An 11,974-nucleotide genomic window follows, 5' to 3' on the forward strand; every position below is an offset into this window, starting at 1 on the left:
GGCTGATGAAAACAGATGTTAACACGGGCTATACGGCCTGAACCCAAGGCTTGCAGGTGCTCCGTGGCCGTCAAACTCCGGCGCTAATACATAACCGGCCGCAGCGCAATAAACCCCTTCTGAAATTATCGAAAAAGAATATTTGGATCAACCTCTTAGAATTCGATTTTGCCCCACATCCTTTAGGAAAAACCCCATATACGCCACCACCGTCCCTCGGATAGAAAGGGCATGAACTCCGCGACAAAACATTATTCCGGGCACTACATCGGCAGCCCACCGGGGTTCACCAGCATATCTGCGTACGTTGATTGGAAGGTGCATTATGATCGATAAAGGGCAAATGCTGAGCCGGCACGATTTTTCGAAGGTCAACTGGGGCATTCTGGCGGCGGCGGCGCTGCTGTTCAGCGTGGGTGCGGCGCTGTTGGTGCTGCCGCTGCTGAGCAGCATTGATGAGAACGACGTCATCACGCTGTTGCAGGCCGGCGCGGGCACAATTTTACTCGGCTGTACGCTGCTGGCGCTGCGGCATTACCTGCGCCCGGTGTTGACATATCGGCTCTACGAGCACGGCGTGCGGGTCTTTGACGGCCACCATCACAAAGAGCGTTTCATTCCGTTTGAGAAAATCGGCGACATCTATCGCTTTCGCGGCGGCAAGGCTTTTGGCGGGTTGTTTGACGTCACGGCGTTCCGCGCCGGCGCGGATCAGCCCTGGTGCACGGTCTTCAGCAATGTCGCCCATTCGTGGCGACTGGCGGACGTGATCGTCGATCAGCAGCTGCAGCAGCGCGGGCCATTGGCGTTGAACGCGCTCTATCAGGGGGAGACGGTGTCGTTTCACACGGTTGAGGGCGACGCACGCTGGCTGTGGCAGTTGCTGCTCGGCAAACGGCAAGGCACGCCGACCGAAACGCTGCGGCTGAGCGCCACCCTGCTGACCACTGAACGGGGCAACGTGCCTATCGAGCAGATCCGCGCGTTGGAAAATCATCCGCAGCGCGGCATCCGCTTATTCGACGGCCAGGGCAATGTGCTGTTCGCTATCAACGATGATTCGCTGCTCAGCGCCGATCTGTTCATCGCGCTGCTGGAACATATGATCCACAACCGCATCCCCGCCTATCACAACCCGGCGATGACGCGGCCATCGGTTTAAATCAGCGGGGAGTTTTCCGCCTGCATGCGCAGTGCGGTAGGCGGTAAGCCAATCTGCAGCACCACCGGCTGATAGTCGGCCTGCTCGCCCAGACGCCGGGCCAAGCGGCGCGCCAGCATAAAGGCCACCCCGCCGCCCAGTACGGCGCCGACTGCCGCCGAGGCGTCGCTGCCGAAACAATATTGCAATAACGCGCCACCCAGCATCATGCCCAGCAGCGGCGTCAGGTAAACCAGCATGGCGGAGCGCAGCAGGCTGCCTTCCGCAATGCCGACCTCGACGCGCTGCCCCGGCTCGAGCGGCTGATCGATATGCACCTGCAGCTGATGCTCGGTTTCCGGCACCAGCTCGTTCAACGCACGCGCGCCACAGCCGGAGCGCGCGGTGCAGCTGCCGCAGCCGGCCTTGGGTTCACAGCGCAGCAGCGCTACGCCCTGTTGCCACGAAACCACCGTGGCCCACTCTTTCATCATTACGGCGATACCTTGAAAGAAATGCTGTCGGCGATGCGTTTGGCCGTCGCCGGCGGCAATTCGCCCACAATCGTGATTTCGTTGCCCGCACGCACTTCGGTCTGGATGGTGCGGCGCCCTTGACGGTAGTACTGCTGCCCGGCTCCGCTGCCCGCCGGGCTGACGTTGACCGAGAAGCTGAACAAGCCGTCGCTGTAAAGGCGGGATTCAACCGGCACGGCGACGTTCGGCAATTTGCGGCGGTTGCGCGCCACCTCGTCTACCCCCGCCGGCAGCCAGCCGGTGCTCCAGCTCAGCTGGACGTTTTCCACCGCCGGCAGCGACAGCAGCGGCGGCAGGTTGGCTTTGAGCAGCCCCTGCATCGCGCCCTGCACGTCGGCGCCGACCGCGAAGGAGATCACCCGATATTGCTCCAGCGTTTCGCCGTCGCGATCGAGCAAATCCACCCGCAGCGGCAGCTTGGTGTCCTCATCCATCCAGACGATGTAGCTGTAGCGGGAACCGTCGCGCGCCACCACGCGCAGCACTTCACACGGCCGATCGGCGATGCGGGTGCTGCCCACGGAGATAAAGTCGTAGTACTTGGCCAGGCGGGTGAAATCGGCATAAACGATCGCCGGCAGCGCATCGACGATGTGATCGCCGGTGAGCGTGAACGGCTCCAGGCCGGGTTCGAAGTAGCTGATCCCGCCGCCGCGCTGCAGCACTTCGCGGCGCGGGCCGTCCATGTGCAACAGCTGGCCGAGCGGCACGTTGCCGATCACCGCATGGCGATAGCGCAACGACTCGATTCCCTGCTTGCTGATGCTGATGTAGGCGAGCTCGTAATTGAGAGAACGGCTGGCGCTGCTCATCTGTTGCAATAACGCCCCGGACGCAGTCGGCTGCGCCGGGGCGATGCTGGAATAGAGCAGGCTGCCCGTCAATAAACAAACGGAGAACCAGATTTGCTTCATTACTGCTGTTGCATTCCTAAAGACTGAGTTCCGGGAACCTGAATGGCAGCCTGTTGCGGATTGCTTTGCTCAAGCTGCAGCTGATCCGAATGCAGGCGACGTTGCAGTTCATAGTCCTGCAGCATGGCGTTGATACGCTTACGCTGTTCCTGCACCTGCTGCTGTTGGCCGCTGCCGGTGGAGAAACTGTCGGCAGGAACGCCCAGGCTGACCGGTGAGGCCTGGCCCATGATCGGCAACGTGGTGAAGGCCGGCGATTCGGACGCGTTCGATGACGCAGAAGGCTGGTTGTAGTGCTGCACGCCGACGATGACCGCCAGCGACACGCAGGCCGCCATGCCGATTTGCGTAATCTGGCTCGCCCAAGGACGCACTTTGTCCCAGAACGGCATTTTCTGCCAGGTGTGAGGCTGCGGCTGAGATTCCTGAACGGCGGAAGGCACCAGCCGGGCAGGTTCTTTCTCAAGTGCAGCGGCGACGCGATCGGCGATATCGAAATGCATCACTTGTCCGATATCACCCCGCAGTGTGTCACGTATCAGGTGATAGCTCTGCCAGCTTTGCTGAAGCGTTCGATCTTGCGACAGAGAACTCAACAGCTCGCTGTCGAACGATTCACCATCCATCAGAGCGGAAAGCTTTTCTTTCTGCATGCCTAAGTACCCTTCCTGTGCCCGCCATTGCTAACGCTGGATCAGCGGTTGAACTTTATTATCGATAGCTTCCCGGGCGCGGAAAATACGCGAACGTACGGTTCCGACCGGGCAATCCATGATGGCGGCTATCTCTTCGTAGCTTAGACCATCCAACTCCCGCAGGGTAATCGCCATGCGAAGATCCTCAGGGAGAGACTCAATGGTACGGAAAACTATCTGTCTCAGCTCTTCTGACAACATTAAGTTCTCAGGGTTCGAAATTTCTTTCAGTGCGCCCGCACTTTCGTAATTTTCCGCATCGTTGGCGTCCACATCACTGGATGGCGGACGGCGCCCCTGAGCAACCAGATAATTCTTTGCCGTGTTCACGGCGATTCGATACAACCAGGTATAAAAAGCGCTGTCGCCACGGAACGATTCCAGTGCGCGATAGGCCTTGATAAACGACTCCTGCACCACATCGGGCACATCGCCCTGCGGCACATAGCGGGAAACGAGACTCGCCACCTTATGCTGATAGCGCACTACCAGTAGGTTAAACGATTTCTGGTCGCCCTTTTGGACCCGCTCAACCAGAACTTGATCCGTTAACTGCTCGCTCATCCGAGGTAAACTCTCCCCAAATCCGTCTCCACGCGTAAAATTGTACTGCCAGCCATACATTATTTTCCTGAGCAAGCACTCGCTTGGAGTTCATATAGAACACGAAGTTCCATATCGCCATTGTTTTTTCTGTTGATGTCACCCTATCCGTGGCTTTTGCCCGGACAGTTAGGCTAACATGAAATTCACTCTTCTTCTGCACACATCATACGTTATGCAACCATCATCTGAACATGTTAGCGATGTACTGATCGTCGGCAGCGGCGCTGCGGGCCTGTCACTGGCGCTGCGCCTGGCGCAGCATTGCAAGGTTACCGTTCTCAGCAAGGGGCCGCTCAGCGAGGGGGCCACCTTTTACGCCCAAGGCGGGATCGCCGCGGTGTTCGATGAGACGGACAGCATTGCCTCACACGTTGATGACACTTTGATTGCCGGCGCCGGCCTGTGCGACAAAGGGGCCGTCGAATTCATCGCCGGCAACGCGCGCCACTGCGTGCAGTGGCTGATCGATCAGGGCGTGCTGTTCGACACCGAGGTCAACGCGCAGGGCGAGGCGCATTATCACCTCACGCGCGAAGGCGGCCACAGCCATCGCCGCATCCTGCACGCCGCGGACGCTACCGGTAAGGAAGTAGAGACCACGCTGGTGGGGAAAGCAAGCGCTCACCCCAATATTTGCGTGATGGAACGCCGCAACGCGGTTGACCTTATTACCTCGAACAAAATCGGCCTGCCGGGCACCCGCCGAGTCGTGGGCGCTTACGTCTGGAACCGCGAGCTCGAGCGGGTGGAAACCTACCGCGCCAAAACGGTGGTGCTGGCCACCGGCGGCGCGGCCAAGGTATACCAATACACCACCAACCCGGACATCTCCTCCGGCGACGGCATCGCCATGGCCTGGCGCGCCGGCTGCCGGGTCGCCAACCTGGAGTTCAACCAGTTCCACCCGACCTGCCTGTTCCACCCACAGGCGCGCAACTTCCTGCTGACCGAAGCGCTGCGCGGCGAAGGGGCTTACCTGAAGCGCCCGGACGGCAGCCGCTTTATGCCGGATTTCGATCCGCGCGGCGAACTGGCACCGCGCGATATCGTCGCCCGCGCCATCGACCATGAAATGAAGCGCCTGGGCGCCGACTGCATGTACCTGGACATCAGCCACAAGCCGGCGGAGTTCATCACCCAGCATTTCCCGATGATCCACGAAAAGCTGCTGACGCTGGGCTTCGATCTGACTCGGCAACCGATCCCCATCGTCCCGGCGGCGCACTACACATGCGGCGGCGTGATGGTCGATCAGCACGGCCGCACCGATCTCGACGGGCTGTACGCCATCGGCGAGGTCAGCTACACCGGCCTGCACGGCGCCAATCGCATGGCGTCGAATTCGCTGCTGGAGTGCCTGGTTTACGGTTGGTCGGCGGCGGAAGACATTCTGCAGCGCCTGCCGTTCATCCAGCAGGCCAAACAGGTGCCGCACTGGGATGAAAGCCGGGTGGACGATGCGGACGAACGGGTGGTGATTCAACACAACTGGCACGAGCTGCGGCTGTTCATGTGGGATTACGTCGGCATCGTGCGCACCACCAAGCGCCTTGAGCGCGCCCTGCGCCGCATCAACACGCTGCAGGCGGAAATCGACGAGTACTACGCTCACTTCCGCATCTCCAACAACCTGCTGGAACTGCGCAATCTGGTGCAGGTGGCCGAGCTTATCGTGCGCAGCGCCATGGCGCGCAAAGAGAGCCGCGGCCTGCACTACACGCTGGACTACCCGGATTTGCTGCCGGAAGCACTGCCGACCATTTTGCAGCCTTAAACTCTGCGACAGGGCGCCTAATCGGCGCCCTTTTCTTTTCAGTAGAACAGGTAGAAGTCGGTGATCAACCGGCGGAAATCGTCGGTATAGCTGCCGTCGGCCTGCTTGATCGCCAGCGCCTGCTCCCGCAGCGGCGTTTCCCGCCGCGTCAGCGCCAGCAACACCCGGTGCAGCGGCGTATCGGCCCGATCGCTGACGTTCACTTTCGCCGCCGTGTGCCAACCGCTTTGCTGCGCCAGGCGTTCGAATTCGGCGCCGATGTCGTGCGGCAGCACCACGCAGAACATACCCTGTTCCGCCAGCAGCTGTACTGCACAGGCTAACAGCGCCTCGTGCGTCAGGGTTTCGGTGTAGCGCGCGTTGTGGCGCGCCTGGTCGCGGCAGGCCACCGCCGGCTCAAAATAAGGCGGATTGCTGACGATCAGATCATACTCAGCGGCATGCTGCTGCGCATAATGGTGAATATCCTGCGCATGCACGCGGATGCGCTGCGGCCACGGCGATTCCGCCGCGTTTTCGCGCGCCTGGCCGGCGGCGGCTTCATCCAGCTCCACCGCGTCGATGGTCACTTCGTCGCCGCTGCGCTGCGCCAGCATCAGCGCGATCAGCCCGCTGCCGCTGCCGATGTCCAGCACCCGGCGCGCCTGCCCCAGCGGCGCCCAGGCGCCGAGCAGCACCCCGTCGGTGCCCACTTTCATGGCGCAACGATCGTGTGCGACAAAGAATTGTTTAAAGGTAAAACCCCCGCGGCGCGGGGTAAAATCGGCTTTCGATCGCTTGCTCACACTCACCACCTGGCTATAAAACTGGCGTAGCATAAGGCAATCTGATCGGCGGGAAAAGAGCGGCTTTCCGCTTAAATAGGTGAAGATCGCGGCCAACCCGTCTATAATCGGCGCCCCAAGTAGAGGTAGACCATGACAGCAACCACTTTTTCCGAACTCGAACTCGATGATCGCCTGATCGACGCGCTGCGCGACAAAGGCTACGATCGCCCCACCGCCATTCAGGCCGCTGCGATCCCGCCGGCGATGGACGGGCGCGACGTCTTAGGTTCGGCTCCGACCGGCACCGGCAAAACCGCCGCCTTCCTGCTGCCCGTGTTGCAGCACCTGCTGGACTTTCCACGCAAGAAATCCGGCCCGCCGCGCGTGCTGATCCTGACGCCAACGCGTGAACTGGCGATGCAGGTCGCCGACCAGGCGCGTGAATTGGCTGCTCATACCTCGCTGGATATCGCCACCATCACCGGCGGCGTCGCTTACATGAACCACGCGGAAGTGTTCAGCGAAAACCAGGACGTGGTGGTCGCCACCACCGGCCGCTTGCTGCAATACATTAAAGAAGAGAACTTCGACTGCCGCGCGGTGGAAACCCTGATCCTCGACGAAGCCGACCGCATGCTCGACATGGGCTTCGCGCAGGACATCGAAACCATCTCCGCCGAAACACGCTGGCGCAACCAGACGCTGCTGTTCTCCGCCACGCTGGAAGGCGAAGCGATCCGCGAATTCGCCGAGCGCATCCTGAAAGAGCCGGTGGAAGTGGAAGCCGATCCGTCGCGCCGCGAACGCAAAAAGATCCTGCAATGGTACTATCGCGCCGATGACGTGCAGCACAAAACCGCGCTGCTGATCCACCTGCTGAAGCAGCCGGACGTGCAGAAATCGGTGATCTTCGTGCGCAAGCGCGAGCGCGTGCATGAGCTGGCCACCTGGCTGCGCGAAGCGGGCATCAACACCTGCTATCTCGAAGGCGAAATGGTGCAGGCCAAACGCAACGAAGCGGTCAAACGCATGATGGATGGCCGGGTTAACGTGCTGGTGGCCACCGACGTTGCCGCGCGCGGCCTGGATATCCTCGATATCACCCACGTGTTCAACTTCGACATGCCGCGCACTGCGGATACCTACCTGCACCGCATCGGCCGTACCGGCCGCGCCGGGCGCAAAGGCACCGCCATTTCGCTGGTGGAAGCGCACGACCATCTGCTGCTGGGCAAAGTGGGCCGTTACCTGAACGAGCCGCTGAAAGCGCGCGTGATCGACGAACTGCGGCCGAAAACCAAGGTGCCGAACGAGAAGAGCAACGGTAAACCGTCGAAGAAAGTGCTGGCCAAGCGCGCGGAAGACAAGGCGAAGAACAAAGAAAAGGCCAAGGTGAAAGTGCGCCATCGCGACGCCAAAAACGTCGGCAAACGCCGTCAGGCGAAGGCCAAACCAACCGGCGACGCGCAATAACCGCCGCTGCCTAAGAAAAAACCGCCTGTACAGGCGGTTTTTTTATGGGTGTTTACTGCTGCGCGTAATGCGTGGCCAGGCGGCGCCCCTGCAGCCATTTATCCAGCTCGCGGAACTGCGCCTTCAGCTCGTCATTCTGCAAATGCGCCGGCGTTTGCGAGAAATAAAACTGGAACGCATAACCCTGCTGATTGCGCGCCCGGGCATCGGCACCGGCCTGCAACAGCAACAGCGCCAGGTGCGGCGCGTTGATCTTCGCCGCCAGATGCAGCGGGGTATCCCCCAGCCGATCGCTCAACGTGGTGTCCGCCCCGGCCGCCAACAGCAGCCGCAGCTGCTCCTCACGCCCGGCCAGCACCGCCGCCGCGAGCGGCGTGGCGCCGGTAACGGCATTGCGCACGTTCACCTGCGCCCCTTCGGTCAGCAACAACCGCAGATACTGCGCGTCTTGCAACATCGCCGCGGTGTGCAGCGCGCTGTTGCCGTCCAGCCCCGCCGTCGCCGGGTCGGCACCGAGCTCCAGCAACGTCTGCACGCTGGCCGGCTGTTGCGAAAGCACCGCCCACTGCAACAGCGTGACCTGCCGATCGCCCCGTTCGCGCAAGCGCTCCTGTGTGGCCTGCGCACCGATGCCCTGCGCATCGCCGCGCGCCACCGCCTGAGCCAGCGCCTGGTTGCTGCGGCCGTCAAACGGTGAAATCTCCTGCCCCATCTGTTGCTCCTTAGCCATCATCAGTAAACCGGTCACCGCGACCAGCGCCAGTAAGGCTATCGCCAGCGCCCGCCGCAAGCGACGCCCTTCAGGCATTGGCCTTCGCCTCCCACGGCTTTTGTTCCGCCATCGAGCTTATCACCTTGTCGATGCCGTGCGCCGTCAGGCTGCGATCCAGATGCTTGCTCGGCCGCCAGTCATCGATGCCGGTCAGGGTATCGTTGTTGGCCAGGGTAATGTTGTGGCCGATGGCGTCCGGGATCAGCGAAGTCGATTCCTGGGTGCTGGTCAGCATGTCATATTGCTCGCTGTAACGGCGAATGCCCCCGGCTTCGGCGTCTTTCTTCGCCGCCGCCGGATCGATCCCCAGGCGATTCAGGGTGTAATCCGACACCCCGGCCGCATTGAAGGTGACCGCGACGGTGCCGGTCGCCAGCGCCGCCGTGGCCGCCAGACCACCGCCGAGCGAATGACCGGCGATCACCAGCGCATCGCCGAAGGCCGCCTTGGCGCTTTTGGCGGCGGCAACCGCCTGATTGTACTGCACATCGTCATAACCCGTCGCCTGCCGCACGTTGCTCAGCCAGTCGCGCCAGTCGTTGGTGCCGGCGAACGCCAACACATACTGCTTGTCGTTGCTGTAAATCCCGGCCTGGAAACCGCTGCCCGCGTCGTGCAGGCTGGCGGGATCGATGCCAAACCCGAGCAACGCGCTGTCGCTCAGACGGTTGAACCCGGCGGCGCCCTGGCCGTTCAGCGAGTAAACGTCCTTGGCCAACAGCGCCAACGCATAATCGCCTTCCTGAGATTGTTGCCCCCGGATCACGCCCGGCGCAACCGCCGTCGGCGCCGCCGCAGAGATATCGCCGACCAGCGTATTCAACAGGTTCTGCGCGTTCAGCGTATTCTGAGAAGGGGTGGCCACCGGCGCCGGATTTGCCGGCGCTGCCGCAGGCTGCGATGCCGTCGCCGTTTCGGCAGCGGCGCGAGGTGTAGGGATCGCGGCCACCGGGGATACTGCAGAGGTAAAACTTAAAGGCATACTCATGCCGACTCCTTGTCGATAGACTTTTTTATTTAGCACCTGAATAGGTGCTGATTTAGCTATCGGCAGGTCGGATGAGTTCTGTATCAGGAATGCTTATCTTTGTGCAGAATGTGATCCGCCTTCAGTTTTCGGCCATCAAGCGCAAAAAAGGGAGCCGAAGCTCCCTGATTGACTGCGCCGCCGATTACAGGCTTTCGGTAAAGGTGCGGGCGATAACGTCGCGCTGCTGTTCCGGCGTCAGGGAATTGAAACGCACCGCATAGCCGGACACGCGGATGGTCAGCTGCGGGTATTTTTCCGGATGCTTGACCGCGTCTTCCAGGGTTTCGCGACGCAGCACGTTGACGTTCAGGTGCTGGCCGCCTTCCACGCGCACGGTCGGCTGCATTTCCAGCGGCACTTCACGGTATTCGATCTGGCCCAGATCGCTGACCGCGACAACCTGATCTTCCGCGTAGTTGGCCTTGGCGCACACGCAGCGAGCTTCCGCTTTTTCATCGTCCAGCAGCCAGAAAGAATTCACCAGCGCCTGGTCGTTCGCTTTGGTAATTTGAATACCGGTAATCATTATGTTGCCTCCGTACAAGGGCGTAAAAATTCACATCGTGAGAAAACCCAATTCTGGTTTCGGCCATTTGGTAAAACCATTGTTGTCTTGTTGTTCTGTATACCAGCCTGACCGGGCCAGTTCTTTGATTAAAGTCAATTTTTACCGGGTAGGCACAAGGCGTGAAGGGGCAAATTTATGTTTTATATCAATTTTCCCGTCGCGCTAAAAAACAATTATTTTTGTAAATTTTCAAAAATAATTGCATTACGCGTGACAGTGAGAAATGAAAAGCGGGTTTCGCTGCGCGGGCCGACACGGTAAGCTATAGCCCATGAATTGCTAAAGAAAACAAAGGAGAGCGTTTATGGCCACCTCCCTCACCTGGCATGACGTGATCGGCAAAGAGAAAGAGCAGCCCTATTTTGTTGAAACGCTCGCCTTTGTTGCCGCTGAGCGCCAGGCCGGTAAGACCATTTATCCACCGCAGAAAGACGTGTTCAACGCGTTCCGCTTTACCGAGCTGGCGGACGTCAAAGTCGTCATCCTCGGCCAGGATCCCTACCACGGCCCCAATCAGGCGCACGGCCTCTCTTTCTCGGTGCGCCCCGGCGTGCCGGCGCCGCCGTCGCTGGTGAACATGTATAAAGAGCTGGCGACCGACATTCCCGGTTTCGAACGCCCGGATCACGGCTACCTGCAAAGCTGGGCCGAACAGGGGGTGCTGCTGCTCAACACCGTGCTGACGGTCGAAGGCGGCCGCGCGCACTCGCACGCCAACCTAGGCTGGGAAACCTTTACCGATAAGGTGATCGCCGCCCTGAACGAGAACCGCGAAGGCGTGGTGTTCCTGCTGTGGGGCTCGCACGCGCAGAAGAAAGGCAACTTTATCGACCGCAACCGCCACCATGTGCTGAAAGCGCCGCACCCGTCACCGCTCTCCGCGCACCGCGGTTTCCTCGGCTGCCGCCACTTCTCGCAGGCCAATCAGCTGCTGGAGCAGCAAGGGCTCACGCCGATCGACTGGATGCCGCGCCTGCCGCAGGCGTAGTCCAGAGACAAAAAAGGCACCCTCGGGTGCCTTTCTTTATGCCGTTGCCGGGGCGATTACGCCTTGGCTTTGGAGACCGCGACCATCGCCGGACGCAGCAGGCGGCCGTTCAGCGTATAGCCTTTCTGCATCACCATCATCACGTGGTTCGGCTGGTGATCGGCGGATTCCATCATGCTCATCGCCTGATGCACTTCCGGGTTGAACGGCACGTTGACGTCGCCGACGATTTCGATGCCGTACTTGCGCACCACGTCCAGCAGCGATTTCAGCGTCAGCTCGATGCCTTCGATCATCGCGGCCAGTTCCGGATTGTTTTTATCCGCCAGATCCAGCGCGCGCTCCAGGTTGTCGATCACCGGCAGCAGATCGCCGGAGAATTTCTCCAGGGCGAACTTGTGCGCTTTCTCGACGTCCAGTTCGGCGCGGCGACGGATGTTCTCCGCTTCCGCTTTGGCGCGCAGCAGGCTGTCGCGCTCGTGCTGCTGAGCTTCCGCCAGTTGGGCTTCCAGTTCGGCGATACGCGCATCGCGCAGATCGACGCCTTCCGCCGCTTCCGGCAGCGTATCCTCGTGATGAGCGTGTTGTTCCATTTCTTCCGAGACTTGCTCGTTTGGCGTCTTCTGTTCTTTACTACTCATGAATATCTCCGCGTTTTAGCATTAATCTCGCAACTTGGCTTATTATGGGGATCAAAACCGGGGTTTCAA

The 11,974-nt window shown here is 60.6% G+C and carries 13 protein-coding genes; 4 read left to right on the forward strand and 9 right to left on the reverse strand.

What is annotated here, in order from left to right; genetic code table 11:
- Positions 1–325 precede the first annotated feature (325 nt).
- Positions 326–1,162: a hypothetical protein gene (locus ACORQT_RS19015; RefSeq protein ID WP_033644123.1), complete on the forward strand. Its 837-nt coding sequence runs from the start codon at positions 326–328 to the stop codon at positions 1,160–1,162.
- Here ACORQT_RS19015 and rseC read toward each other — a convergent pair.
- The 4 genes from rseC to rpoE are packed head-to-tail and all read right to left on the reverse strand — an operon-like array spanning position 1,159 to position 3,850.
- Positions 1,159–1,635 (reverse strand): SoxR-reducing system protein RseC, encoded by a 477-nt coding sequence (rseC, locus tag ACORQT_RS19020; protein ID WP_033644124.1) that lies wholly within the window; start codon positions 1,633–1,635, stop codon positions 1,159–1,161. The genes ACORQT_RS19015 and rseC overlap by 4 nt on opposite strands.
- The gene (gene rseB, locus ACORQT_RS19025; RefSeq protein WP_025303948.1) at positions 1,635–2,591 is read right to left on the reverse strand and encodes a sigma-E factor regulatory protein RseB; all 957 of its coding nucleotides are present in this window, start codon (positions 2,589–2,591) and stop codon (positions 1,635–1,637) included. Before rseB ends, rseC begins: the two co-directional genes overlap by 1 nt.
- The gene (gene rseA / locus ACORQT_RS19030) at positions 2,591–3,244 is read right to left on the reverse strand and encodes an anti-sigma-E factor RseA (protein ID WP_033644125.1); all 654 of its coding nucleotides are present in this window, start codon (positions 3,242–3,244) and stop codon (positions 2,591–2,593) included. The genes rseB and rseA overlap by 1 nt, the downstream gene beginning before the upstream one ends.
- Positions 3,245–3,274: 30 nt before the next feature.
- On the reverse strand, positions 3,275–3,850 hold the full coding sequence (rpoE, locus tag ACORQT_RS19035; protein ID WP_004929136.1) for an RNA polymerase sigma factor RpoE: 576 nt from the start codon (positions 3,848–3,850) through the stop codon (positions 3,275–3,277).
- Positions 3,851–4,064: 214 nt separating this feature from the next.
- On the opposite strand from rpoE, the gene nadB reads away from it, so the two are divergent.
- The gene (gene nadB, locus ACORQT_RS19040; RefSeq protein ID WP_197801962.1) at positions 4,065–5,666 is read left to right on the forward strand and encodes an L-aspartate oxidase; all 1,602 of its coding nucleotides are present in this window, start codon (positions 4,065–4,067) and stop codon (positions 5,664–5,666) included.
- Between the two features lie 38 nt (positions 5,667–5,704).
- Here the strand turns inward: nadB and trmN are convergent, their stop codons facing one another.
- Entirely contained in the window at positions 5,705–6,484 is a 780-nt protein-coding gene (trmN, locus tag ACORQT_RS19045; protein ID WP_042785226.1) for a tRNA(1)(Val) (adenine(37)-N(6))-methyltransferase TrmN, read from the reverse strand.
- A gap of 99 nt (positions 6,485–6,583) precedes the next feature.
- On the opposite strand from trmN, the gene srmB reads away from it, so the two are divergent.
- On the forward strand, positions 6,584–7,906 hold the full coding sequence (srmB, locus tag ACORQT_RS19050) for an ATP-dependent RNA helicase SrmB (protein ID WP_047025578.1): 1,323 nt from the start codon (positions 6,584–6,586) through the stop codon (positions 7,904–7,906).
- A gap of 52 nt (positions 7,907–7,958) precedes the next feature.
- Here the strand turns inward: srmB and ACORQT_RS19055 are convergent, their stop codons facing one another.
- From ACORQT_RS19055 to grcA, 3 genes are all read right to left on the reverse strand, one after another.
- Entirely contained in the window at positions 7,959–8,714 is a 756-nt protein-coding gene (locus ACORQT_RS19055; RefSeq protein WP_060442525.1) for an ankyrin repeat domain-containing protein, read from the reverse strand.
- Positions 8,707–9,666 (reverse strand): DUF2974 domain-containing protein, encoded by a 960-nt coding sequence (locus ACORQT_RS19060; protein WP_060442526.1) that lies wholly within the window; start codon positions 9,664–9,666, stop codon positions 8,707–8,709. The genes ACORQT_RS19055 and ACORQT_RS19060 overlap by 8 nt, the downstream gene beginning before the upstream one ends.
- Before the next feature lie 184 nt (positions 9,667–9,850).
- Positions 9,851–10,234: an autonomous glycyl radical cofactor GrcA gene (grcA, locus tag ACORQT_RS19065; RefSeq protein WP_004929114.1), complete on the reverse strand. Its 384-nt coding sequence runs from the start codon at positions 10,232–10,234 to the stop codon at positions 9,851–9,853.
- Between the two features lie 346 nt (positions 10,235–10,580).
- On the opposite strand from grcA, the gene ung reads away from it, so the two are divergent.
- Complete coding sequence (ung, locus tag ACORQT_RS19070; RefSeq protein WP_004929112.1) at positions 10,581–11,264, forward strand: uracil-DNA glycosylase; 684 nt, start codon at positions 10,581–10,583, stop codon at positions 11,262–11,264.
- A gap of 56 nt (positions 11,265–11,320) precedes the next feature.
- Here the strand turns inward: ung and grpE are convergent, their stop codons facing one another.
- Positions 11,321–11,905 carry a nucleotide exchange factor GrpE gene (gene grpE, locus ACORQT_RS19075; RefSeq protein WP_025159545.1) on the reverse strand — a complete coding sequence of 195 codons (585 nt, stop codon included), beginning with the start codon at positions 11,903–11,905 and terminating at the stop codon, positions 11,321–11,323.
- Positions 11,906–11,974 lie beyond the last annotated feature (69 nt).

The sequence above is a fragment of the Serratia sp. (in: enterobacteria) genome, from assembly GCF_052400455.1.
Lineage (GTDB): Bacteria > Pseudomonadota > Gammaproteobacteria > Enterobacterales > Enterobacteriaceae > Serratia > Serratia ureilytica.

Excerpts from the sequence above, each read along its gene's own strand:
- ACORQT_RS19015 (WP_033644123.1), top strand. The coding sequence starts at position 326 with ATGATCGATAAAGGGCAAATGCTGAGCCGGCACGATTTTTCGAAGGTC.
- rseC (WP_033644124.1), bottom strand. The coding sequence starts at position 1,635 with ATGATGAAAGAGTGGGCCACGGTGGTTTCGTGGCAACAGGGCGTAGCG.
- rseB (WP_025303948.1), bottom strand. The coding sequence starts at position 2,591 with ATGAAGCAAATCTGGTTCTCCGTTTGTTTATTGACGGGCAGCCTGCTC.
- rseA (WP_033644125.1), bottom strand. The coding sequence starts at position 3,244 with ATGCAGAAAGAAAAGCTTTCCGCTCTGATGGATGGTGAATCGTTCGAC.
- rpoE (WP_004929136.1), bottom strand. The coding sequence starts at position 3,850 with ATGAGCGAGCAGTTAACGGATCAAGTTCTGGTTGAGCGGGTCCAAAAG.
- nadB (WP_197801962.1), top strand. The coding sequence starts at position 4,065 with ATGCAACCATCATCTGAACATGTTAGCGATGTACTGATCGTCGGCAGC.
- trmN (WP_042785226.1), bottom strand. The coding sequence starts at position 6,484 with ATGCTACGCCAGTTTTATAGCCAGGTGGTGAGTGTGAGCAAGCGATCG.
- srmB (WP_047025578.1), top strand. The coding sequence starts at position 6,584 with ATGACAGCAACCACTTTTTCCGAACTCGAACTCGATGATCGCCTGATC.
- ACORQT_RS19055 (WP_060442525.1), bottom strand. The coding sequence starts at position 8,714 with ATGCCTGAAGGGCGTCGCTTGCGGCGGGCGCTGGCGATAGCCTTACTG.
- ACORQT_RS19060 (WP_060442526.1), bottom strand. The coding sequence starts at position 9,666 with ATGAGTATGCCTTTAAGTTTTACCTCTGCAGTATCCCCGGTGGCCGCG.
- grcA (WP_004929114.1), bottom strand. The coding sequence starts at position 10,234 with ATGATTACCGGTATTCAAATTACCAAAGCGAACGACCAGGCGCTGGTG.
- ung (WP_004929112.1), top strand. The coding sequence starts at position 10,581 with ATGGCCACCTCCCTCACCTGGCATGACGTGATCGGCAAAGAGAAAGAG.
- grpE (WP_025159545.1), bottom strand. The coding sequence starts at position 11,905 with ATGAGTAGTAAAGAACAGAAGACGCCAAACGAGCAAGTCTCGGAAGAA.